Source organism: Stenotrophomonas sp. YJH_SMC_105-26, from assembly GCF_059368915.1.
On record NZ_JCAFSD010000012.1, the window covers coordinates 76,926 to 100,344 of the forward strand.

The following is a 23,419-nucleotide window of genomic DNA, read 5'->3' on the forward strand; positions in this document are numbered from 1 at the left end:
CCCGATAGCGAACACCGGAGTCAGTCACGTGTCTTCCAGCAGCGAGCAAGCGAAACAATGGCCAAACATCGTTAAGGTCCGAGACGATCGGGAGCCTATTGGATTTGACAGCACTGATGGGAAATTCGTTCTCGACGATTTTGCTGATGTCACTTGGGCGGATGGTGACTCGAAGGAATTCACCCAAAAGGATTTGCGGGCCCGGATTGAGCCTTGGCTGACCTCGCTCTTCCAGTCCGAGCATTTGTCGCTTCTCGCAGGCTCCGGTTTGACCCACGCGGTCCACCAGCAAGCCACTGGGAAGCGGGCGGCTGGCATGAACGCCCTCGCCCTTAGCAATCACAGCGAAAAGATCAGTGCGTCAGCCAAGCAATCTGCTGATGCTGCGGGGCGTAAGGCTGACAACTTGGAAGATCAATTGCGGGTTGCCAATGAGCTTCTTCGTGGATTGGAAATCCTCGGAGATAAAAGTGATGCAGCCCTTCGCACTGAGATTACAGACGGAATGGGGAAGTTTGCCGAGTCCATCTTGGCGAGCGAGAGCGGGATCGTTACTTCTGACGACTCCAAACGGGAAGACGCGTTCAATACGCTCGTCACCTTCTTGATGAGCTTTGCCAGCCGCACTGGCGTACGCGACCGTCTCAATATCTTCACCACCAACTACGATCGCCTGATCGAGGCCGGTGCAGAGCTCGCGGGCCTGCATCTTCTGGATCGCTTTCTTGGCACGCTGACGCCGATCTTCCGTTCGTCGCGCCTTGATCTCGACATGCACTACAACCCTCCCGGCATTCGAGGCGAGCCCCGCTACCTGGAGGGCGTCGCACGCTTCACCAAGCTGCATGGTTCTGTGGACTGGGTACAGGTCAACAAGGACATCCGACGCATCGGCCTACCCTTTGGAGCGAACGACATCGCCCCCTTTCTGAAGGCTCCCGGCCTAAACGAAGCAACAGCCCACAAGCTGATGATCTACCCCAATTCTGCCAAGGACAGGGAGACAGCAGACTACCCATACGTTGAACTTTTCCGTGACTTCGCAGCAGCGGTCTGTCGCCCGAACAGCACTCTGGTGACCTACGGTTACAGTTTTGGCGATGAGCATATCAACCGCGTGATCCGCGACATGCTCACCATCCCATCCACGCACCTGGTAGTGATTGCTTATAGCGATCCGCTAGGCCGAATCATGCAGACCTACAAGGAAATGGGTAGGCCCTCTCAGATCAGCCTGTTGATCGGCCCCGTCCTAGCCGATCTAACCGCCTTGACCGAGCACTACATGCCCAAGGCCGCGATCGACAAGACCACCTTCCGCATGGGCGAGCTCTTGAATCAACGCTGGAAGACCCAGCAATCGTCGAAGCCGACTGGCAAGGGCTCTGGTTCGAGCGACGTGGAAGATCTGATATGACCTTGTCTCCGCTGGCGTATGCCGACTCGTTGCGGATCGGCACTATCGACTACGTCTCACCAGACGGCATCAAGGTGTTGCTGGACATCGAGGCGCCCGATGGAGTCGCGCTCAATACCGGCGTCCCTCGCCCGTTTCCGCGCGTCAATGGTTACGTATTGGCCCCCAGCGACCAAGGCTATCTTGTTGCCCAGGTGGAATGGATCACCATCGAGCGCTCCCAGTACCCGAAGCGCAAGGGCATGCAGGACTTCGGCTTGGTGGATTTGCCCTATCCACTGCGAAAAATGAGCCTCAACCCTTTGGGTTGCTTGTTCTACTCAGAGGGGAAGTACGAGTTCCGGCGGGGCGTTGAAGCCTATCCGTCAGTTGGCGACCCCGTCATCCTGCCTACTCAGGAGCAGCTGCGCGCCATCGTCGAATCAGGTGAGAAGCGGCGCATCAAGATTGGTATCAGCCCCTTGGCCGCCAACGCCGAGGTCAAGGTCGATCCCGACCGTATCTTTGGCCGTCATTTGGCAGTCTTGGGTAATACCGGTAGCGGGAAGTCGTGTTCAGTCGCTGGCTTGATCCGGTGGTCAATGGATGCGGCGCGGAAGGCGCGCAAGGGCAGCGATCCGAATGCCCGCTTCATTGTCCTCGACCCTAACGGAGAGTACGCCAGCACCTTCAAGGGTATGGGCAAGGTCCGGACATTCGCCGTGGAGGCATCCGCGGAGATTGAGCAGCTCCATGTTCCTATGTGGTCCTGGAACAGCGCGGAATGGAGCGCATTCACCCAAGCCAGCGCAAAGACTCAGCGTCCAACACTGATACAAGCGCTTCGTTCCGTCCGCGATGGCGCGATGGGTGTGTCCGTCACCCCTGGCCATGAAATGCGTCGCTTTCTACGAACGCTGGTTTCCATAATCCAGATTGAACGCAATGCCGGGAGTCCATGGGGAAAGTTCCCTCATCCCAAGAATTTCCTGGAGAAGATCAGGAAATGGCAAGAAGGACTTTCCGACGACGCCTCTTTCAGCCAGCCAGAGAATGATGCTCTGACGGCTTTCAGAGACAAGATTACCGAATTCACCAATGCCCGTAGCGGACAGTATCCGACCTACGACTTCGCGAAGCAGGAGGTCGATGATCTTTTGCATCTGGCTCAGGCCGCGCATTCCGCCTTCGGCGGATCCAACACGGATGTCCTTCCTATCGACGCCGATGTTCCTCGCCCCTTCACTGGCGACCAGCTACTGCGCAGTGTCGAAGCCAATGCTGAGCTGACGGGCGTCTCTGAATACGTAGAGACCATGCTTATGCGCATCCGAACGATTCTCTCGGATAGCCGCATGAAGAACATCATCAGCGGCCCCGTGGAAACCACGCTTCACGACTGGCTTAGCAGCTACATCGGCGACGACAGAGCCTCCAACGGGTCGGTCACGGTGATCGACCTGTCGCTGGTTCCGGCGGAAGTCGTCCACGTCATCACCGCCGTTATCGCCCGCATGACATTGGAAGCCTTGCAGCGCTACCGCAAGCTCAATCATGGCAAGACTCTTCCGACAGTCTTGGTGATGGAGGAAGCACACACCTTCATCCGACGCTACCCGGACGATGCGGAAAACCAAAGTTCCGCCGCCATCTGCTGCCAAGTCTTCGAGAAGATCGCCCGCGAAGGCCGCAAGTTCGGCCTGGGGCTGGTGCTTTCTTCGCAGCGCCCCAGTGAGCTATCGCCCACCGTGCTCTCGCAGTGCAACAGTTACTTGCTCCACCGCATCAGTAATGACCGCGACCAGGAGCTGGTACACAAACTGGTCCCTGACAACCTGCGCGGCCTACTCCGCGACCTTCCGTCCTTGCCATCCCGCCACGCCATTCTGCTTGGCTGGGCTTCCGAACTGCCTGTTCTTGTGCAAATGAACAGTCTGCCGGCTGACCAGCAACCCCGGTCGAACGACCCCGACTTCTGGTCGGTGTGGTCTGGAGAAAATCTCGAAACCGACGAAAATGGGCAGCCTGTTGAAAGATCTGTCGATTGGGCGGCTATCGCCGCCGATTGGCAGCAGATTTCGCCTGAACAACCCCCATCGCCAAATTCCTCTTCGGTGCAGTCCGCCGAAGATGACGAGGACACCATTCCGTTTTGAGATACAGATAATCTGTTTTCGGTGAGTTAGAACGAAGGAGCCCTCTGTTTCAGAGGGCTTTTTTCTTTGTCTCGTTGTCAAGAACTGTTGAAAAAAAAACTATAGTGCTACAGTTGCTAAAACAGGCGATAAAGAGAGCGAGCGATGTATCGGCTTTCTGCACATGTCTTCGGAGAGGGTGAGCGCGTTCCGCTGCTGCAAGATGCGCGTGGACTTCCGCTTTTTTATCCGACACTCTTCGCAACCGCGAAGCTTCGAAACGCGGGCATTGCGGTCAATACGATTCGCAACAAACTGGCGGACATCCTCGTTCTTCTGCGCTGGCAGGCATCCAAGAAGCCTGCGAGAGACTTGGAGGCTGAGTTCGCTAGAGGCGAGTTCCTCACACTCGCCGACGTCATGTCCATTCGTGACTTTGCATCACGTGACATGCGCGATCTGGAATCCGACAGCCAAAGTCAGTGGGCTGACGACTCAGGTGTGAAAATGCTCGAAGGCCGGATTGGGACGGTGAAACCCGGCAGGAAAGTGGCGGGTCAGCAGCACTACAACCGACTGAGCACGATCGCGGACTATCTTGAGTTCATGGCGGACGCCATTAGCGTTAAGGATCGTCAAAAGCGCGCCCAAGACATTGCACGCATGGCGAAGCTAATTCGCAAGCATCGCCCTAAAGGGGCGTCGCTGCGGCGGCAGAGTGATCCTAATGATGATTCGCCTCCTTCGGAGGTAATTGACCAATTCCTGGAAGTCATAGCGATCGACTCTCCGAAGAACCCGTTCGGCGCTCAAGCCGTACGTCTTCGCAACGCAATCATGTTCCACCTCGTTAGATACACCGGAATGCGGAGAGGGGAGCTTATGAGTCTGCGGATTGACCAAGTTGATTTTGGCGAAGAACCGTACGTCTGGGTGAGGCGCAATCAAGACGATCCGTTTGATTCTCGACGTAATCAGCCGTCATCCAAGACAAAAGAGCGTCCAATTCCAATTCCAGATGGCTTGGCGAACGATATTCATGCGTATGTCATGAAGCACCGCTCACTGATCCCCGCTGCACGCAAGCATCCCTACCTCTTTGTTACGCACAAACCCGGCAAGTGGTATGGACAGCCATTGTCACTGTCGGCGGTCGGCGAGATCGTGAGCAAAATTCGTGAGGTTGATCCAGCGTTCAACGTTATCCATCCTCATGCTTTGCGTCATCACTTCAACTACGAACTCTCGTGTGCCATCGATGCGCATAACGCTAGGGTGAAGGATGGCGAAACCGAAGGAGCCCTGATTCGAGAAGGAAAGGAGCTGGATATGAGGGCCTTCTTGAACGGCCATTGGAATAAATCATCCGGGGCCGTTTACAACCAGCGCCATGTCCGTGAAGTTAGCAATGCAGCGGTTAGAGAATTGCAGTCTGGCTTGGGGCGCGTCATTCGCGGCAGGAGAGTCGCCCAATGAGCGCATCAAAAAAGACTAAAGAGACACCTCGGCCGAAAGAGGCCGTCTCAAAGGCTGGCTATGCTTTTAATGTTCTTGATGAGTACTGGCAGCTCGATAAGGACGTTACGGTTGCACTTGGCTTGGTGGCGATGCTTCCGGATGCGGTTCAATCCGGATTTCGTCTGACCTTACAACGTTATGCCGAGGAGCTTTCGGCTCATCACACATACAACATGGCGGAGGCGTTCAAGAGATACTTGCGCGACACAGGCGCGAAGTGCGTAACGCCGAAAGACCTATTGAATTGGCGCGCATCGTTGGGTGCAGATGGGGAGTGGCGTCTGGGAGCTCTGAAAGGCTTTCTGTTGGCCTGGCATGAATTCGGGTTCAATGGCGTTTCGGAGGAGACAGCAGAACTCCTTCGCGGCTGGACAATCAAAGGAAACGAGAAGGGTGCAGCTGTGGCCACCGGCTGCCCCGAAACAGGGCCATACACGGACTTGGAGATGGCGGCCCTGCTTGACTGGGCAAATTCAGCTGTAATCAAGCGCAAGATCACGTTCAAGGATTTTGTGTACCTCTTGGCTCTCGCAATGACTGCTCGCCGTACGGTTCAGTTGGCCGCACTTCGAGGGAGAGACTTGAAGGGGAATCCGAAAGAAGTTGCGTCTCTTTATTTGAACGTACCACGAGCAAAACAACGGAATCTGAGATTTCGAGGGAAGTTTCGCTCCATTCCGATCATTGAAGATCTGTTTCTCGTGCTCGACAGTCTCCATCGCAGAGCGGTGGCAGATGTGGAGGCAACAATTGGAGCGAAATTGGATGACGACCTACGCAAAGAAGTTCCGATATTTATCAACGAGGATGCGGCTGCGAAGGTAAAGAGTGTTGCGGAGTTGAGAGACCTGCTTGCTGGCTCCAAGCCAGACGCTCTGCACGCAACGACTAGCTCTCTGGACTCAGCCCTGCTGAGGTACGCGCGTGCGAACACCGCGCGATCAGAGCGAACTGGTGAGTTTATTCGCCTGTCTGCCAGGCGCTTCAGACACACGCGTGGCACCAAGCTTCGACGTGAGGGTTTCGGTGCGTTCGTAATTGCGGAGTTGTTGGATCATTCCGACATTCAGAATGTCCGCGTATATACGGAAAACACCGCGAATGAAGTGGCCATCATTGATGAGTTCATTGGTCCAAAGCTGGCTCCTTTCGCGCAGGCCTGCCTTGGCAGGCTCGTTCGATTGGAACGAGACGCTATCCGAGGAGATGATCCGCGTAGCCGTGTGGCGAACGACAGATCAAACGGTGTCGGCACATGCGGAAACTACGGGTTCTGCGCGAGCGGGTATCGCGCTTGTTACACATGCACCCACTTCCAACCGTGGGTCCATGGACCGCATCAAGAGGTGCTAGAGGATCTGTATGCGGAAAAGTCTCGGGCGCGTGATGCGGGTTGTTCAGATGTAGTGGTGTCGGCAAACGACCTATTGATACTTGCCGTCGAACATTGCATTACCTTGTGCAGCGAATTCAAGGACAAGCTAGCCATTCCAGACTCGGATGAGGAGATGGCCTGTGTCTGATGTCATCCTATTCGTTCCGAAGGCGGGTCGAGATGCCAGGACAAATCTGGACGACTTTATCCGTCTGGCTAGAGAAGATCTGACGGCTTTTGGTGCTGATACTTGGCCAAAGGATCGTTGGCAGCAAGGAAAGACCGTTGCTGTTTTTGCGACCCAGTTGCAGGAGTTGACGCCATATCGGTACACACCTCTAGCGCAACCATTCAAGGATTTCGCAAAGGCCTACGTTCGCTATAAGTACAGTCATAGACCAGTGATCTCAGTGCAGTACTGGCTGCAAGCGCTACGCTGTATTGAAGCCGCGCTGATCGAGTCAGGCTTGAAGGCAGATGTGCTGTTGCTCAATGGGGCGGTGATGGACCTCAGTGCGCAGAAGTGCCGCGAGTTCTATGCTTCCGAGGATGTCTATCACAAAACCGGCCTCACCCTAGCTGGGGTATTTGATTTTTGCCGCGAGAAATTCGTATCGCTGGGTCTGCCTCAGTGGAGGTCGCCATTCAAGAAGCCGGCAATTCTGACCGAGGACCTAGGAGAGGCTGGGCGCGAGCATCGTGAAAGTAAGTTGCCAAGTAACGCCAGCATGCTCGCGTTGGCGGATCTCTTCGCAGGTGCCGCCGACCCACATACTCGGTTCTACTCTTCTATTGCGATTCTCTTGATGGCAACGCCAAGTCGAATCTCAGAAGTGCTTAGCCTTCCAGTGGATTGTATTGGTCGCGAGCCGGATGATTCAGGCGCAGAAAGGATGTGCCTTCGCTGGGTGGCTGCGAAGGGAAAAGGTCGTATGAAGAAGTGGGTCCTGCCGGTGATGGAGGACGTGGTCGTTGAGGCTGTGCGGAGGCTGGAGGAGATCGGCAGGCCCGCTCGATTAGCGGCGCGATTTGCCTTTGAGAATCCTGGAGTTTTCATGCGGAGTGCTGGCCTTAGCTCCGCCGATCAACTCAGCGATGGTGAGCCTCTAAGTACTAAGGAAGTGTTTGCCGCCTTGAACCTTGATGGGCGCTACGCAAAAGATGGACATGTCCCAAGAACGAAGCGCCTGAAGCAATTCGTGGGTCGGGCCGATATCACATACGGCGATCTTGCGAAGTTCGTTAAGGAGCAATACCAAGGCGGCGACTGGCCCTTCATCAATGCCAAGAAGGTCGTGAAAGTATGGGATGCGCTTTGCCTGCATCGTGAGTATGAATTTCACGCGAATTTTTCGGTCAAGGAATTTTCGTGGCGCCTGCCAACGGCCAATGACGTAAACGCTCGCCTGGACCCGGAGAGCGGGACCTATCTGCTTGCCGGTCTCAAGGAGGTAGATGGAGATCCCATCAAGTTGACTACCCACCAGCCACGTCACTGGCTAAGCACGATGTCAGAGCGCGCGGGGATGGATGACTTTACATTGGCACAATGGGCGGGCCGGGCAAAGCCCACCGATAATCGGCATTACGACCACCGCAGCCCAGAAGAACGCTTGTCGGAGGCAAGGGCCCTAATCGTAAGAGAGGCGCCTAGCTTGCTGGAGCGATTCAAGAATCGGCAGCCTGTTACCTATCAAGAGCTTGGGGTCGACCGTCTGGGCACGGCCAAGGCAACGTTATACGGCATGTGTACGCATGACTATGCAATGGCGCCTTGCATGAAGCAGCGTGAATGCATGACCTGCAAAGAGCACAGATGCATCAAGGGTGATCATGTCACGCTCGACAGGATTCGGCTGTTGGAAGCGCAAACGCAGAAGCTCCTGGAGAAGGCCCAACAAGCGCACATCGACGGCGATTTTGGCGCGGATCGCTGGGTCGATAATCACAAATGGAAACTTGCGCATACGAGGACCATGCGAATCATGCTCGAGGAGGAGGCGCTTCCGGATGGCACGGTGCTGCGTATTCCGGACGGGCATGACCCGTCTCCTGTTCAGCGTGCTCTGATGGATCTCGGGTTGATTGAGCTGCCTTCGGATACTGTCGCCGCTGCGACAATTCCACTTCGCTTGGTTTGAGTTGCCATGCCCAAGAAGATCATCACGAAGGCGACTCTTCCCAAGGTATTACGCGAGCTCGATCGTTGGGAGGGAAAGCTCACATGGCCTCTTTTTTGTGATCGCGTCGCCAAAGTCATTGGCGTGGAATCCGTCTCCAAGCACACGATGTATCTGTATCCAACGATTAAAGAGGGGTTTCAGAGGAGACAAAAGGATCTTCGACTGGCAGCGCATGCAAAGCCGAGAGACTTCACGCTACAGACTGCCACCAGACATATAGTGAACTTGGAGGCTCAAGTTGCACGGCTCGAGGCGACGAATGAATTACTTCTCGATCAGTTCCGTCGTTGGCAATACAACGCGTATGCAAACAATGTTCGGATGGACTTGCTCGCATTGGACAAGCCATTACCTGAGGTGAATCGGTCGGGCCGTCGCGAAAAGAAGGGGCGCAAGGGTAAAGCTGCCAAAGAGAACCTTTGAACGTATGAGGCTCCGTTTGACCGTGAGCCGAGATTTGGTCTCGTGTCGTGAGACGGCGTCACGTGAAAGTTATACCAAGGGGATCTGCAACACATGTCATCTGTAACACTTCACGAACTCGAATCTCATTTGTGGGAGTCCGCCAACATACTGCGCGGGCCCGTAGATGCGGCCGACTTCAAGACGTACATCTTCCCACTGTTGTTCTTCAAGCGGATCTGCGACGTCTGGGACGAGGAGTACCAAGAGATCGTCGAGGAGAGCGGTGACGCCGAACTGGCCATGTTCCCCGAATCCCACCGCTTTCAGATCCCGGATGGCTTCCACTGGGACGACGTTCGTGCCAAGGCCACCAATGTCGGCACGACCCTGCAGCGGGCCATGCGCGAGATCGAGAAGGCCAACCCGGATACTCTCTATGGGGTCTTTGGCGACGCCCAATGGTCGAACAAGGAGCGCCTGTCCGACGCCCTCCTCAAGGATTTGATCGAGCACTACTCCCGCCTTCCGCTGGGCAACAAACAGGTCCGGTCTGACGTGCTGGGCGACGCCTACGAGTATCTGATCAAGAAGTTCGCCGACGTCACCAACAAGAAGGCCGGCGAGTTCTACACCCCTCGCAGTGTGGTCCGGCTGATGATTGAGATGCTCAATTCAAAGCTCAGGGGATGCGACCTCGTCAGCTTACGACTGCGAGATGTGTCCCACGGTGGAGTGATCGCGAAGCGGGCGATCGTGCTGCAGCGAAAGATTGATCGGCCGGTGCAGTTCGAGCTAACGGACTTAACCAGAGCTTCGGTTGCCGAGTGGGCCCGGCAGGCTCAGATTATGCTTGGAGCATACTTGTTCCCTGGCCGAGCCAAGCATGTCGGACATCTATCGACCAGGCAGTACGCTCGTATCGTCTCATCGTGGGTCACTGCCATTGGCCTCGACCGACACAACTACGGCACGCACAGCATGCGTAGAACGAAGGCATCTTTGATATATCGGCGCACGAAGAACCTGCGGGCCGTCCAGATCCTTCTGGGCCACACCAAGCTCGAGAGCACTCTGCGCTACCTCGGGATCGAGGTTGAGGACGCGCTAGAGATGTCCGAACAGACGGAGGCCTAAGCAGCAAGCGGTTCCCAAGCGGCCTCCGGGCTCGGTTTCGCAGGCCGCTTCCGAAACGCGCGCACATGAGGGCGTTTAAGTACATCACATTTGTGATGGTCAACTTGACCTAATGTGATTCGAGTTATACTGAGCCTGTAGTCGGGGTATGCGGGCTGCTCTGCTGGCCGCATAAAGTTCGATCGACGCACTGACTTTTTCTGATCTAGGCATCTTAGAGGCCGGGTTGAAAAGCTGCAATCACGCACGGCGATGGGTGCGGTACAGGGGAAATTCGAAGTGATGAAGCAATCTTGCGCGGTGGAACGTGTCGCTGCGTTTGCGCGCGCGAAATTTGAATTGCTCCAGCGGGAGCATTCGCAGCGATCCACGTCGACATCCTCGCTCTGGCGGCGACTGGCGTTGCTGGCGCTGTGCTGCGTAGCACCCACGGCTTTCGCGGCCGACCTGCAGATCAGCAACCTGTCCGACACCGGGTACGACCCGACGCCAGTCGGCGGTCCCGTCGTCTACCACGTGGTAGTCGAGAACGGCGATATCGACACGGTCTCCGACGCGGTCGCCCTGTTCGACCTGCCGGCCGGTGCCACGCCGGGCACGTTGCCGGCGTTCTGCGCGAGCCTGGGCGGTTCGCCGGTTCGTATCCGCTGCGACATCCCCACGCTGACGCAGGCATCGTCCTCGGTTGCGTTCGATATCCAGATGAACACGGCGGGGATGGCCGCAGGTACCGTGCAGATCCATAGCGCCGTGGGTTTCGCCGGCATGCTGCCTGCTGCGGGCGAGGCGCTCAACACGCTGCCGCCGTCGCATCCGTTCTTCGGCAGCGACAGCGACACCGACAACAACCAGCTCAGCCAGGGCACCACGCTGCAGCAGTCGGGCGACCTGCGCCTGCAGAAGACCGCGACGCCGTCGCTGGTAATCGGTGGCGGCGAGGTCACGTATACCCTGCAGGTGTTCAACGACGGTCCGAATGCGTCGTCCGGTTTCAACGTGGTGGACACGTTGCCTGCCGGCGTCACGCTGGTGGCCGGCAGCTTCATCGGGCCCGGCTGGACCTTCAACGCCGGCACGATGACGGCGACCCACGCCGGTGCCGTCGCCAATGGCGACAGCGCGTCCTTCAGCTTCCGCGCCAAGGTCAATGTCGGCAGCGGCAACATCACCAACGCCGCCGTGGTCAACGCCGGTGCGATGCCGGATCCGAACGTGGGCAACAACACCGACGAGGTGACCACGCCGGTCACGCCCGGTGCCGACCTGATGATCAGCAAGAGCGCCAATCCTGCGCCTGCGGTCGCCGGCGAGCCGGTGACGTTCAACATCCAGGTGCGCAATCTCGGCCCGAGTGCCGCGACCAATCCGCGCTGGACCGACACGCTCCCGACCGGGTTCACCGTGACCGGCGGCAACCAGCCCGCCGGCTGGACCTGTGCGACGACGAGTGGCGACACGGTGCGTGGTTGCACCTTCGCGGGCAATCTCGCCGTCGGCGCGATCGTCAATTTCACCGTTCAGGCGGTGGTGCCGTCCAACGGCACCAACAGCAGCGGCAACGTCACCAATACGGCCACCGTGACGTCCGACACGCCGGATGCGGTATCGACCAACAACACCGGCAGCACCACGTTCAGCGTGGTGCCGGATGGTGCGGATCTCGGCCTGGCGAAGCGCAAGGCGCCGGCACTGGTCGCGATCTGGCCGGGCAGCGGTGACGACAGCGACAGCCGCATGACCTCGACCATCGAGGTGCACAACTATGGCCCGCGCGCAGCCACCGGCAACGTGCGCGTGGTGGACGTGCTGGCCGCGGGCGAGGAGTACGTGAGCGGCGGCAACGCGGGCGAGTGGTCGTGTTCCGTCGCGCCGCCGACGTGGAACGGGGGCGGACCGGCGCAGGTCGTCACCTGCGATCTCGATGCCTCGCGGTATCCGTTGGCGAGGAACGCGGATGCGCCCGACCTGCGCATCATCACGCGTGCGCGCAGCGCCGACCTGGCGCTGACCAACAACGCGTGCACCGGCGGCTCGGGCGGTTCGCTCGAGCCCATCACCGGCAGCATCGACGAAGACCGCAACCCCAACAACGACTGCGCAGGCGATGGCACGCGCACCACCAACGATCGCGTCGACCTGCAGATCGAAAAGTGGACCAACGCGCCCGGTGCCGGCGACAACACCATCGCGGTGGGCGTCAACAGCTTCACCTACACCCTGCGCGTGACCAACCTGGCGATCACCGACGCGGTGCCGGCCACCGGCATCGTGGTGAACGACACGCTGCCCGGCTTCGTGCCGGCGTCCGGTGGGCTGCCCAGCACAGGCATCACCGTCAGTGCCCCGGCCGGCTGGACCTGCCCGGTCACCGGCGCGTCGATCGTCTGCCGCTCGGGTGCCACCGCCCTCAATCCGGGTGCGTCCGCGGACATCGTCATCACTGTCGCGCGACCGCTGTTCGACAGCATGGGCCAGAGCCCCGGCAGCTGCGGCGCGGGTGCGCCGGCGACCGGTGCGTTCTGCAATACCGCGGGTGTCGCCGTGGATCCGGCGGTACCGGATTCGGTCGGTGAAATCAACGGCGCCAACAACCAGGCCAGCGACTGGGTGCGCATCGAGCGCGAAGCCAACGTGCGCACCACGGCGAAGAACATCGTCACCGGCAACGTCGGCCGCGCCGGCGTGGACAGCCAGTACGTGATGTCGTACCTCAACGAAGGCACCGCGACGGTGCCGGGCGTGGTGTTCCGCGACACCTTCACCCTGCCGGCGAACGATGCCGGTTTCGTGCTGGTTTCGGCCACGCGCACGCCGGGCACGGTGGCCTGCACGGCCACGCCTGACGGCGGCCTGACCGCCACCGCCACGGCGGGCGGTACCTCGTACGCGAACCCGACCGGCGCGCCGCTGCAGCTGGCCATCGAATGTCCGGCGCTGTCGATGTCGCATCGCCAGAGCGAGGACATGCTGGTCACCATCCGCCCGAACGTCAACACCGGCAACAATCCGGCCGGCCGCCAGTTCGACAACGTCGCCACGTTTGGCATCACCGGTGGCGCCACCGGCAGCGACGCCAACGGCGCGTTCAACTACAACAGCAACACCAGTGCGGCCGACGACCAGAAGACGGCGTCGCTGACGTTCCAGCAGGGCGTCGCCGACCTGATCGTCAACAAGACCGATCTCGGCTTCACCGGTGGCGTGGATCCGCTGGGCTACGACGCCCTCAATCCCGCCAACAACCTGATCACGTACCGCATCTCCGTGCGCAACGTCGGTCCCTCGGTCGCGACCAGCGTGCGCATCAACGACACCTACCGCGTGCCGAGTGGCCGCCAGGTGCGTTTCATGGGTATCGCGCCCGGCCCGATCGGCGGGCCGTCCACGGCCTTCAGCGCCGCCGGATGTACGGTGACCAGCGCCAATCCGTTCACCGGCACGGGCACCACGCCCACCGACGCGGGTTTGAGCATCGAGTGCGACGTGCCGGGTGCGGGCTTCGGCGGCAGCAATGCGCCCGGCGTGCTGGGCGTGAACGCGACCAGCTACGTCTACGTCCAGTACCGCTACGAGACGCCGCCCGGCGCCAGCGGCGATACGGCGCGCAACTACGTCAGCGTGGTGCATGCCGAAACGGACCCCAATACATCCGACAACGCGGTCGACGAGCAGACCTCGATCCGCACGCGCGCTGATGTCGGGGTGACCAAGCATGTGTTCACCGACCTGCCGGACAGCGACCCGGATGTTGCGCTGCCGGCATCGCCCGCCACGGCGGTGGCGTTGCGCCAGCCGTTCTACTGGGTGATCGAGGGCGTGAACAACGGTCCGGGCGCCAGCCTGTCGCGCGACCGCACCGGCACCAGCCCGTTGAACGGCACCGGTACGGTGATCACCGACACCTTGCCCGCCGGCCTGGAAATCCTGGGCGCGGCCACGTGGCAGAAGAAGGGGCCTGACCCGGGCGGCGACGAAGTGCCCGATGGCACCGGCACGTGTACCGCTGCCGGCCTGGCGCTGACCTGTCGCCTGGGCGACGTGACCGTGACCGGCAAGGTCCGCGTCATCGTTCCCGTGCGCTGGACCATCTATCCCGGTGCCGGTGCGCAGATCAACACCGCCAGCATCACCACCGAACAGGTGGATCCGAACCCCGGCAACAACACGGCCACGGAAGACATCCTAGTCACGCGTTCGTCGCTGGAAGGCCTGGTGTTCGAAGACCGCGATCGCGCGGCAGGGAACGGCGGCACGCAGCAGACCGTCACGGGCGAACCCGGCATCGCCGGCGTCACCGTCGTGCTGACCGGTACCGACCTCTACGGCAACGCGGTGAACCTCACCCTGCCTACCGCGGCGGACGGTGCGTACCGCTTCGAGAACCTGTCGCCCTCCGATGCGTCGGGCTACACCATCACCCAGACCCAGCCGGCCGGTTACGTCAACGGTCCGATCGATCCGCCCGCGGCCGGTGGCAGTGCGCCGTCGCTCGGTGGCACGTATGCGGCGGGGTCGCCCAACTCGGTGATCAGCGCGATTCCCGTCGGCGCCAACCAGGCCGGCGTGCGCTACAACTTCCCCGAGGTACGCCAGCCATCGCTGTCCGGCTTCGTCTACGTCGACGCCAACTTCAGCAACGTGCGCGATGGGGGCGACAGCGCCATCGCCGGCGCCACCGTCGAACTGCTCAATGCCGCCACCGGCACCGTCGTGGCCACCACCACGACCAATGCCAGCGGCGCTTACAGCTTCACCAACCTCGATCCGCTGACCGTCTACACGTTGCGCGAGGTACTGCCGGCCGGCAGCTACCAGAACCGTCCGACGGCGGTGAATGCCGGCCTGATCGGTGGCATGGCCTGTGCCACCGGCTGCACGCCGGGGAGCGGCGTGGGCGGCGATGCCGCCACCACCGACCGCATCAGCGCCATCGACCTGGGCGCCGGTACCGACGGCACGCTGTTCAACTTCGGCGAAGACGCGGTGTCGGGCATCAGCGGTCGCGTCTACGTGGACCGCAACGGCAACGGCGATTTCGATGCCGGCGATGCGGGCACGGTCAATTCGCGTCCGAATGGCGGCCTGCAGGGCGTCACCATCACGCTGACCGGCGCCGGTGCCGACGGCATCTTCGGCACCGGTGACGATCCGGCACCGGTCGTGCTGCAGACCGACGCCGATGGCGCGTACCAGTTCACCGGCCTGGTGGTCGGACAGAACTACCGCGTCACCGAAACGCAGCCGACCGGTTACGGCAACGGCACCGAGCACGCGACCAACGTCATCGACGTCAACGCGCTGCCGTCTGCCGGCGTGTCCGATCGCGACTTCGGCGAAACGCTGGGTTCGCTGGCGGGCGTGGTGTTCGAGGACTTCTCGACGACGGCGGCCAACAACGACAACGGCAGTTTCGACGGCGGTGAAAACCCGATCGCCAACGTCACCGTGGTGCTGACCGGCACCGACGTGCTCGGCAATCCGGTCAACGTCACCGTGCAGACCGACGCCACCGGCGCCTACGTCTTCCGCGATCTGCTGCCGCCCACCGGCAGCTACACCCTCACCGAGACGCAGCCCGCCGGCTACATCGATGGCCGGCACACGCCGGGCAACGCGGCGACGCCGGGCAGCGCGACCACTCCGAACGTCATCGACGGCATCGTCATCACCGAAGGCCAGGCGGCCACCGGCTACCTGTTCGGCGAACTCGCCAACGCCGTCATCAGCGGCACGGTCTACCTGGACCGCGACGACGACGGCAACCAGGATGCCGGTGAACCCGGCCTGCCGGGCGTGACCGTGGTGATCGAAGGCGCAGGCCCGGACGGCCTGTTCGGCACGCCCGACGATCTGCCGCCGGTCACCCTGACCACCGACGCCAATGGCGGCTACAGCTATGGCGGTGCGATCACCGGCCAGAACTACCGCATCGTCGAAACGCAGCCCACCGGGCTGGCGGACGGCCAGGAAAACCCGACCAACACCATCACCGTCACCAACCTGCCGGCGAGCGGTTCCAGCGGCAACGACTTCGGCGAACGCGCCGCGTCGCTGAGCGGCAGCGTGTGGCTGGACACCAACAACAACGGCGTGCGCGACGCCGGCGAGAACGGGATTGCCGGCGTCAGCGTATCGCTGCCGGCGGGCACCGTGGATGCACTGGGCAACGCGGTGGCGGCGGTCGTGACCGACGCCAGCGGCAACTACCGCTTCGACGATCTGCTGGCCGGCACGTACACCGTCAGCGAGCAGGCCGCGCAGCCGGTGGTGGGCGGCATCACCACCATCAACGGCACCACCGTGGCCGGAACCGTCGGCGGCAGCGCCAGCGGCACCGCCACGCCGGTCGCGACCGTGCCCAGCGCGGTGGCCGGCATCGTGCTGCCCGCTGGGGGCGCGTCGATCAACAATCACTTCGGCGAGACGCTCGGCGTGGCGTTGTCGGGTCGCGTGTTCTTCGACGCGAACAACGACGGTCTGCAGTCGGGCGCGGCCGAAACCGGCATCGACGGCGTGACCATCACGCTGACCGGTACCGACGACACCGGCGCCAGCGTGTCGCTCACCACCACGACCGACGCCAACGGCGACTACGCGTTCGACGGCCTGCGTCCCGGCACCTACACGGTGACCGAACCGACCCAGCCGACCGGCACCAGCAACGGTCAGACCGTGGCCGGCACCATCGGTGGCACGCCGTCGGGCACCGCCACGCCGATCACGACTGTGCCCAGTGCGATCGCGGCGATCGACCTGACCACGCCGGGCGCGAGCTCGATCGGCAACAATTTCGGCGAGATCCCGCTCAACAGCTCGATCGGCGGCCGCGTGTGGCGCGACAGCGACAACGACGGCGTCGTCGATCCGTCCGAGGAAGGCATCGGCAATGTCGTCGTGCGCCTGACCGGCACCGACCCGGCCGGCAATACCGTCACGCGCGAAGTGACCACGCAGCCGGACGGCACGTACGCGTTCACCGAACTGCCGCCGGGCACGTACACGATCACCGAACCCGAGCAGCCTGCGGGCACGCTCAACGGCATCACCAATGCCGGTACCGGGGGCGGTACCGCGACGCCCCCGACGTCCACGCCGTCCGTCATCACGGGCATCACGCTGGGCGTGGGCGAAGACATCACCGGCAACGACTTCGGCGAAGTCCCGGCCGGTGCGATCAGCGGCCGCGTCTACAACGATGGCAACAACAACGGCGCCATCGATGCGGGCGAGGGCGGCTACGCGAACGTGCAGGTGGTGCTGACCGGCACCGACGACCTGGGCCAGGCGGTGAACGTCACCGTCACCACCGACGCCGAAGGCCGTTACCGCTTCGACGGCCTGCGTCCGGGCACCTACACGGTGACCGAGCCGACGCAGCCGGTGGAAACGCTCAACGGCATCACCAGTGCCGGCACGATCGACGGCACCGTCGTGGGCACCGCGACGCCGGTGACGACCACGCCGTCGGCCATCAGCGGCATCGTGCTGCCGCCGGGTGGCGATTCCATCGACAACAACTTCGGCGAGATCGGCGATTCGCCCGACCTGGTGGTCAGCAAGACCGCCACGCCGGCCGTCTTCACCGTCAACAACACTGCCACCTACACGCTGCGCGTGCGCAACATCGGGCAGCAGCCGAGCGCGGGCGAGTACGTGGTCGAAGACCGCCTGCCTGCCGGCCTGACGCTGGCGGCGACGCCGGCGGGTGCCGGATGGGCCTGTACCGGTGCAGCCGGCGAAGACCGCTTCCGCTGCACCAGCAGTGCGGTGATCGCGGCGGGCGTGACTTCGGCCGACACGATTGTCGCGCCGGTGCGCGTGGCGGCATCGGCGGCGACGGGATCGCCGGTGAACAATGCCGTGATCGTCGAGGGCGGCGGCGAGAACGAGTTCCGCACGCCGACGCCGGACGAACGTGCCGATTTCGAAGGCAATCCGGGCGACCTGCCGGTGTGCGATCCGGCGATCACGCAGAACGCGTGCCGCCTGCCGACGCCGGTGCAGTTGTCGGCCTCGGTGTCGGGCACGGTGTGGTTCGACCAGGGCAGCGACTTCGGTCATATCGACAGCGGCGATCGCCGCCTGTCCGGCTGGATCGTCGAAGTCGTCAACGGCAATGGCCAGGTCGTCGGCACGACGACCACCGGCGCGGATGGCTCCTACTCGATCGCCGACCAGGTGCCGGGCATTCCGCTGAACATCCGCTTCCGCGATCCGGCGACGGGCGTGGTGTGGGGTCTTCCGGTGAGTGGCGAAACGGTGGCCGGTCCGCCGGTGCCCTGCGATGCCAGCAGCGCGATCGCCAACGGCACCGCCAGCTCGTGCCGCAGCAACGAGGGCGGCAACACGCACCTGTCGGTGGTGCTGGCGCCGGGTGCGAACCTGCCGCAGCAGAGCCTGCCGCTGAATCCCGGCGGCGTGGTCTATGACGCGACGACGCGCACCCCGGTGCCCGGTTCGCGCGTCACGCTGACGCCGATCGGTACCTGCGCGGGCTACACGCCCGAGCAGCACGTGCTGAACGCCGCGCTCGGCGGTTACACGGTGCAGGGCACGTCGGTATCGATGACGGTCGGTGCGGAAGGCTTCTACCAGTTCCTGCTGGGCCCGGATGCACCGGCCTCGTGCCGCTTCCAGCTGGCGGTGACGCCGCCGGCAGGCTACACGTTCGAGTCCGGCATGATCCCGGCGGAGACGTCGCCACTGACGCCGCCGTCCACGCCGGGCGAGGGCTACCCGGTGCAGACCAATGCGACCGCGCCGACCGGTCCGGTGGGTACCTCGACCACGTACTACCTGGAGCTGACCCTGGGCTCGGGCGTGGCGGTGCCGGTGCACAACCACATTCCGCTGGATCCGCAGATCGCGCCCGGCCTGGTCATCACCAAGACCGGCGATCGCAAGACGGTGGAAGTCGGCGACAGCCTGGTCTACACGATCACCATCCGCCAGACCGCGGGTGCATCGATGGGCACGGTCAACGTGATCGACCGCCTGCCGCACGGCTTCACCTACATCGATGGCACCGCGCGCGTCGACAACGCCGGCATCGCCAATCCGCTCGGCAAGCCGGGCCCGACGCTGGTGTTCGACGTCGGCGCGCTCGCCGTCGGCCAGCAGAAGGTGCTGACGTACCGCGTGCGCGTGGGCGTGGGCAGCCAGCAGGGCGACGGCATCAACCGCGCGCGCGCCTGGGGCTGCTCGATCGACGGCGGCTGCGTGGATCCGACCACGCTGATGCCGTATCCGAACGGGGGCGTGGTGCCGTCCAACCCGGCCGAGTACCGCGTGATCGTCAGCGGCGGCGTGTTCGCCGACGAAGGCTGCGTGCTGGGCAAGATCTTCGTGGACTGCAACGTCAACCACGTGCAGGACAAGGAAGAGCTCGGCATCCCCGGCGTGCGCATGTACTTCGAGGATGGCACCTGGATGGTGAGCGACTCGGAAGGCAAGTACAGCTACTGCGGCTTGCCGCCGAAGAGCCACACGCTGAAGGTCGATCCGTCGACCCTGCCCGTGGGCTCGCGCCTGACCACCAGCAGCAACCGCAACCTGGGCGATGCGGACAGCCTGTTCATCGATCTGAAGAACGGCGAGTTGCACCGCGCCGACTTCATCGAGGGCAGCTGCTCCAACCCGGTGATCGAGCAGGTCAAGGCGCGCCGTACGCAGGGCGAGATCCGTGCGCCGGAAACCGAGCGCAACCAGCAGCCGCTGCGGTTCGAGAGCAAGCCGGCGCGTGCCCCGCAGCAGGGCACCGACTCGGCCAACCAGCGGCCGATCGTCGAACCCAGGCCTACGACGAGCGCGCCGACCGGCACGGATGACGCGCGCAACGGGGAGGTGCAGCCATGAGCCGCTCCGCCCCGCGTCCGTCGACCTTCATGGAATCCCGTGCCATGCGCGCATCGCGTCCTTCGTTCCACCCCCTCGCGCTGGCGCTGGCCCTGGCGGTGACGCCGACGCTCGTGCAGGCGCAGGCCGTGTCCGGCGACCAGCGTTTCACGCCGGTCCTCGGCCAGGCCACGCCGCTCTATCCGCAGTCGCCCGAATCGCAGGACCGCGCGCCACAACCGTTGTACGCACAGCCCGGCAACGTCGACTACAGCGTCAACGTGGGCGTGGACCGCGTGCTGGTCGAGGTCGATCGCGATGGCGTGCCCGCCGACGGGCAGTCGCCGGTGAAGGTCGTCGTGCAGCTGTACGGTGCCGATGGCAAGCCGATGGCCGGCGACGCCTTCGCCACCATCGAGCACAGTGGCGGTCGCATCAAGCTGGCCGATGGCCGCACGGATGAATTCGGTCCGGGTCGGCTGGACGCCGACGAGGTCACCCCCGGTATCCAGCTGGCCGTGCACAACGGTCGCGCGGAGTTCGAACTGCTGGCCCCGCACGATCCGCAGGACGTGTTGCTGCGCGTGACCTCGGGCGGCCACAGTGCCGAGGGCGTGATCGGCTTCGTGCCGGAGATGCGCGAGCTGATCGCCACCGGCCTGATCGAGGGTGTCATCAACTTCCGCCGCAAGGGCGACAGCCTGATCAACGGCACCCAGCAGGGCGATGGCTTCGAGCGCGAGATCCGGCGCTGGGAGAAGCAGTTCAACAACGGCAAGGCCAACGGTGCCGCGCGTGCCGCGTTCTTCGTCAAGGGCACGATCAAGGGTGAGTACCTGCTGACCGCGGCCTACGACTCCGACAAGGACGTGCGGGCGCGCCTGCTGCGCGACATCCAACCGGAGGAGTTCTACCCGGTGTACGGCGATGCGTCGTTGCGCGGCTTCGATGCGCGCTCGGCCGAGCGCCTGTACGTGCGCGTGGACAAGGACCGCAGCTACCTGCTGTACGGCGACTTCCAGACCGGCGACAACATCGCCACGCAGACCGGTGTCGACTTCGGCACGCAGGCGGGCCAGCGCGTGCTGGGCACCTACAACCGCACCGCGACCGGCCTGGGCTGGCATTTCGAAAATGCGCGCGTGCGCGGCAACGTCTTCGCCATTGAGGACTCGCTGCGCCAGGTGATCGAGGAACTGCCGGCCGCCGGCAGCGGTCCCTACGGCCTGCGCAACAACGCGGTGCTGGAAGGCAGCGAGCGGGTGGAAGTGGTGGTGCGCGACCGCAACCAGCCCTCGCGCATCGTCTCGGTGCGTCCGCTGGGCCGCCTGGTGGACTACAGCTTCGAGCCGTTCTCCGGCCGCATCCTGCTCAACAGCTTCCTGCCCTCCTTCGACAGCGACCTCAATCCGGTGTCGCTGCGCATCACCTACGAACTGGACCAGGGCACCGAGAAGTTCCTCGTGCTGGGCGCGGACGCGCAACTGCGCGTGGGCGAACGCGGCGAGATCGGCGGTTCCTACGTCGACGACCGCAATCCCTTCGCGGCGTTCGAAATGGGCAGCGCCAATATCGGCTACAAGCTGGGCGCCAACACCTGGCTGGTGGCCGAAGCCGCGCGTACGCGCAGCGAGGTGAACACCAACAGCGTCAACCAGTACGGCACGCCGGGCCTGCAGGGCCTGAGCGGGCTGGTGGAAGGCGATGCGTGGCGCGTCGAGCTGGGCCATGCGGGCGAAGCGCTGAGCCTGAAGCTGTTCGCCGGCCAGTCCGATCCTGCGTTCAACAACCCGGCTTCGTCGCTGTACGGCGGCCGCGGCGAGTACAGCCTGACCACGCGCTGGCGCCTCAACGAGCGCTTCGAGCTGTACGCCGAAGGCCTGCGCAGCGAGGACCGCAACCCCGATGGCGGCGAACGCGATGCCGCCAGTGCGGGCACGCGCGTGAAGCTCACCGACCGGCTGACGCTGGATGTCGGCTACCGCGCCATCCGCGAGACGGTCGGCGCGTACTACACGTGGGCCACCAGCAGCGGCTACGGCAACATCGGCGGCCTCACGGGCGGTTACGCCACCGGTTCCGGCGGCGGTGCGCTCGGCTACGGCCAGCAACCGCTGGATCCGCTGACCGGCCTGCCGATCATCAGCAGCGGCAATCCCAACGACGTGGCCAGCGGCCTGCCGGTGGGCACCGAACTGTCGTCGGACATGCTGCGCATCGGCCTCGGCTACCGCGCCAGCGACCGCTTCAGCCTCGGCGGCGAAGTGGAGCAGGACATCCACGGCGAGGACCGCAATCGCGTGGCGCTGGGCATGGATTACCAGTTGCGCGAACGCAGCCGTATCTACGGCCGCTACGAGAAGCAGACCGGCATCAGCGGCGTGAACGGCCTGACCCAGGACGGGCGCGAGGCGGACACGGTGGCACTGGGCGTGGACACCAGCTTCATCAAGGACACGCAGCTGTTCTCCGAGTACCGCTTGCGCGATGCCATCGCGGGCCGCGACATCCAGGCCGCCTCGGGCATGCGCAACCGCTGGGACCTGCGCGAGGGCCTGCGCCTGGATACGACGCTGGAGCACACCAACGTCATCTCGGGGAATATCGGTGACTCCACCGGCATCGGTTTCGCGCTGGACTACAGCGCCAACCCGCTGTGGCGCGGCAACGTGCGCCTGGAGCATCGCATCTCCGACGACGTCGCCGGCACGCCGACCAACGAGGGCTACAACACGACGCTGCTGCAGTTCCTGGCCGCGCGCAAGTTGAGCCGCGATTGGACGCTGTTGGCACGCAACTACCTGTTGCGCACCGAGTACGACGCGCGCGGCGACGTGCTGCAGGACCGCTTCCAGATCGGCGCGGCGTATCGCGACACCGATACCAACCGCGTCAACGCGCTGGCCCGCTACGAGTACAAGCTGGAGAAGGACGAGAGCGGCATGGACGGCTCCGGCTTCGGCTCAGACACCGGCCAGGACATCCGTAGTAGCGCGCACATCATCTCGGCGCACGCGGACTGGCACCCGTCGCGTCCGTGGTGGCTGACCGGCCGGGTGGCGGCGAAGTGGCAGCAGGACAGCTTCTTCTACGCCGACACCGGTCGCGTCGACGACGATTTCAACGCCGTGCTGCTGTCCGGCCGCATCGTCTACGACATCACAGAGAACTGGGACATCGGCGTGCTGGGCTCGACGTTCCGCGGCCAGGACGGCGCCAACCAGTACGCGTTCGGCATGGAAGTGGGTCGCTTGTTGCGGCAGAACCTGTGGCTGTCGGTGGGCTACAACGCCACCGGCTTCCGCGGCGACAACGACCTGACCGGCTACGAGTACACGCAGCAGGGCGCGTTCATCCGCCTGCGCTTCAAGTTCGACGAAGACCTCTTCCGCAGGGAAGACGCCCGCTACCGCGATCCGGTGCGCTGAGGATTACCGAC

General features: G+C 62.9%; 9 protein-coding genes. All 9 read left to right on the top strand.

Features of this window, described 5'->3' with window-relative positions; translation table 11 throughout:
* Window positions 1–28 precede the first annotated feature (28 nt).
* Window positions 29–1,417 (top strand): SIR2 family protein, encoded by a 1,389-nt coding sequence (locus AC5P7F_RS19655; protein ID WP_495204196.1) that lies wholly within the window; start codon window positions 29–31, stop codon window positions 1,415–1,417.
* Window positions 1,414–3,552 carry an ATP-binding protein gene (locus AC5P7F_RS19660; protein ID WP_099497394.1) on the top strand — a complete coding sequence of 713 codons (2,139 nt, stop codon included), beginning with the start codon at window positions 1,414–1,416 and terminating at the stop codon, window positions 3,550–3,552. Before AC5P7F_RS19655 ends, AC5P7F_RS19660 begins: the two co-directional genes overlap by 4 nt.
* Before the next feature lie 144 nt (window positions 3,553–3,696).
* On the top strand, window positions 3,697–5,007 hold the full coding sequence (locus tag AC5P7F_RS19665; protein ID WP_099497393.1) for a site-specific integrase: 1,311 nt from the start codon (window positions 3,697–3,699) through the stop codon (window positions 5,005–5,007).
* Entirely contained in the window at window positions 5,004–6,572 is a 1,569-nt protein-coding gene (locus tag AC5P7F_RS19670) for a site-specific integrase (protein WP_099497392.1), read from the top strand. The genes AC5P7F_RS19665 and AC5P7F_RS19670 overlap by 4 nt, the downstream gene beginning before the upstream one ends.
* Complete coding sequence (locus AC5P7F_RS19675; protein WP_241899290.1) at window positions 6,565–8,565, top strand: hypothetical protein; 2,001 nt, start codon at window positions 6,565–6,567, stop codon at window positions 8,563–8,565. The genes AC5P7F_RS19670 and AC5P7F_RS19675 overlap by 8 nt, the downstream gene beginning before the upstream one ends.
* Window positions 8,566–8,571: 6 nt before the next feature.
* Window positions 8,572–9,030, top strand: coding sequence for a hypothetical protein (locus AC5P7F_RS19680; protein WP_099497391.1), 459 nt, complete (start codon window positions 8,572–8,574; stop codon window positions 9,028–9,030).
* 93 nt (window positions 9,031–9,123) lie between these two features.
* A complete protein-coding gene (locus AC5P7F_RS19685; protein WP_099497390.1) occupies window positions 9,124–10,146 on the top strand; it encodes a type I restriction-modification system subunit M N-terminal domain-containing protein in 1,023 nt (340 codons plus the stop codon).
* 402 nt (window positions 10,147–10,548) lie between these two features.
* The gene (locus AC5P7F_RS19690) at window positions 10,549–20,001 is read left to right on the top strand and encodes an SdrD B-like domain-containing protein (protein WP_495204197.1); all 9,453 of its coding nucleotides are present in this window, start codon (window positions 10,549–10,551) and stop codon (window positions 19,999–20,001) included.
* On the top strand, window positions 19,998–23,408 hold the full coding sequence (locus tag AC5P7F_RS19695; RefSeq protein ID WP_143569491.1) for a TonB-dependent receptor: 3,411 nt from the start codon (window positions 19,998–20,000) through the stop codon (window positions 23,406–23,408). Before AC5P7F_RS19690 ends, AC5P7F_RS19695 begins: the two co-directional genes overlap by 4 nt.
* Window positions 23,409–23,419 lie beyond the last annotated feature (11 nt).

Excerpts from the sequence above, each read along its gene's own strand:
- AC5P7F_RS19665 (WP_099497393.1), top strand. The coding sequence starts at position 3,697 with ATGTATCGGCTTTCTGCACATGTCTTCGGAGAGGGTGAGCGCGTTCCG.
- AC5P7F_RS19670 (WP_099497392.1), top strand. The coding sequence starts at position 5,004 with ATGAGCGCATCAAAAAAGACTAAAGAGACACCTCGGCCGAAAGAGGCC.
- AC5P7F_RS19680 (WP_099497391.1), top strand. The coding sequence starts at position 8,572 with ATGCCCAAGAAGATCATCACGAAGGCGACTCTTCCCAAGGTATTACGC.
- AC5P7F_RS19685 (WP_099497390.1), top strand. The coding sequence starts at position 9,124 with ATGTCATCTGTAACACTTCACGAACTCGAATCTCATTTGTGGGAGTCC.
- AC5P7F_RS19695 (WP_143569491.1), top strand. The coding sequence starts at position 19,998 with ATGAGCCGCTCCGCCCCGCGTCCGTCGACCTTCATGGAATCCCGTGCC.
- AC5P7F_RS19660 (WP_099497394.1), top strand. The coding sequence starts at position 1,414 with ATGACCTTGTCTCCGCTGGCGTATGCCGACTCGTTGCGGATCGGCACT.